Consider the following 339-nt stretch of genomic DNA (forward strand, 5'->3'; position numbering starts at 1 on the left):
GTATATCTCCAGTTTTAGCATCAAATGAAATAATAACAGCTACAGCTCAAGCATCAGGTAAGACCGAGTCGGATTCTGATTGTAGTAATACAACGGTGGGTGTTACATGCTCTGATCCTCCTACCTCTGCTATACATTGTGGAAAAAGCATTTCTGGTTTAGCACCAGTTCCTGGGGCTGTGATTAATGTATATTTTAATGATAGTACAACGCCTTTATCCCCAACATCAGGTACAGTATTTACATCAGGAGAAATAACAGTTTCATCGACAGCTCATGGGGCTAATGGAACTGATAATTTTCTTTGGAAGTGTGTAGGTACAGGGCCATCAACACAAT

1 protein-coding gene is annotated in these 339 nt (G+C 40.1%); it reads left to right on the plus strand.

Going from position 1 to position 339, the window contains the following annotated elements; translation table 11 throughout:
- The coding region (locus J8281_RS19340; protein WP_210199274.1) for a hypothetical protein at window positions 1-339 on the plus strand (339 nt) is incomplete at both ends.

Origin of the sequence: Aquimarina sp. U1-2 (assembly GCF_017897595.1) — a bacterium.
Lineage (GTDB): Bacteria > Bacteroidota > Bacteroidia > Flavobacteriales > Flavobacteriaceae > Aquimarina.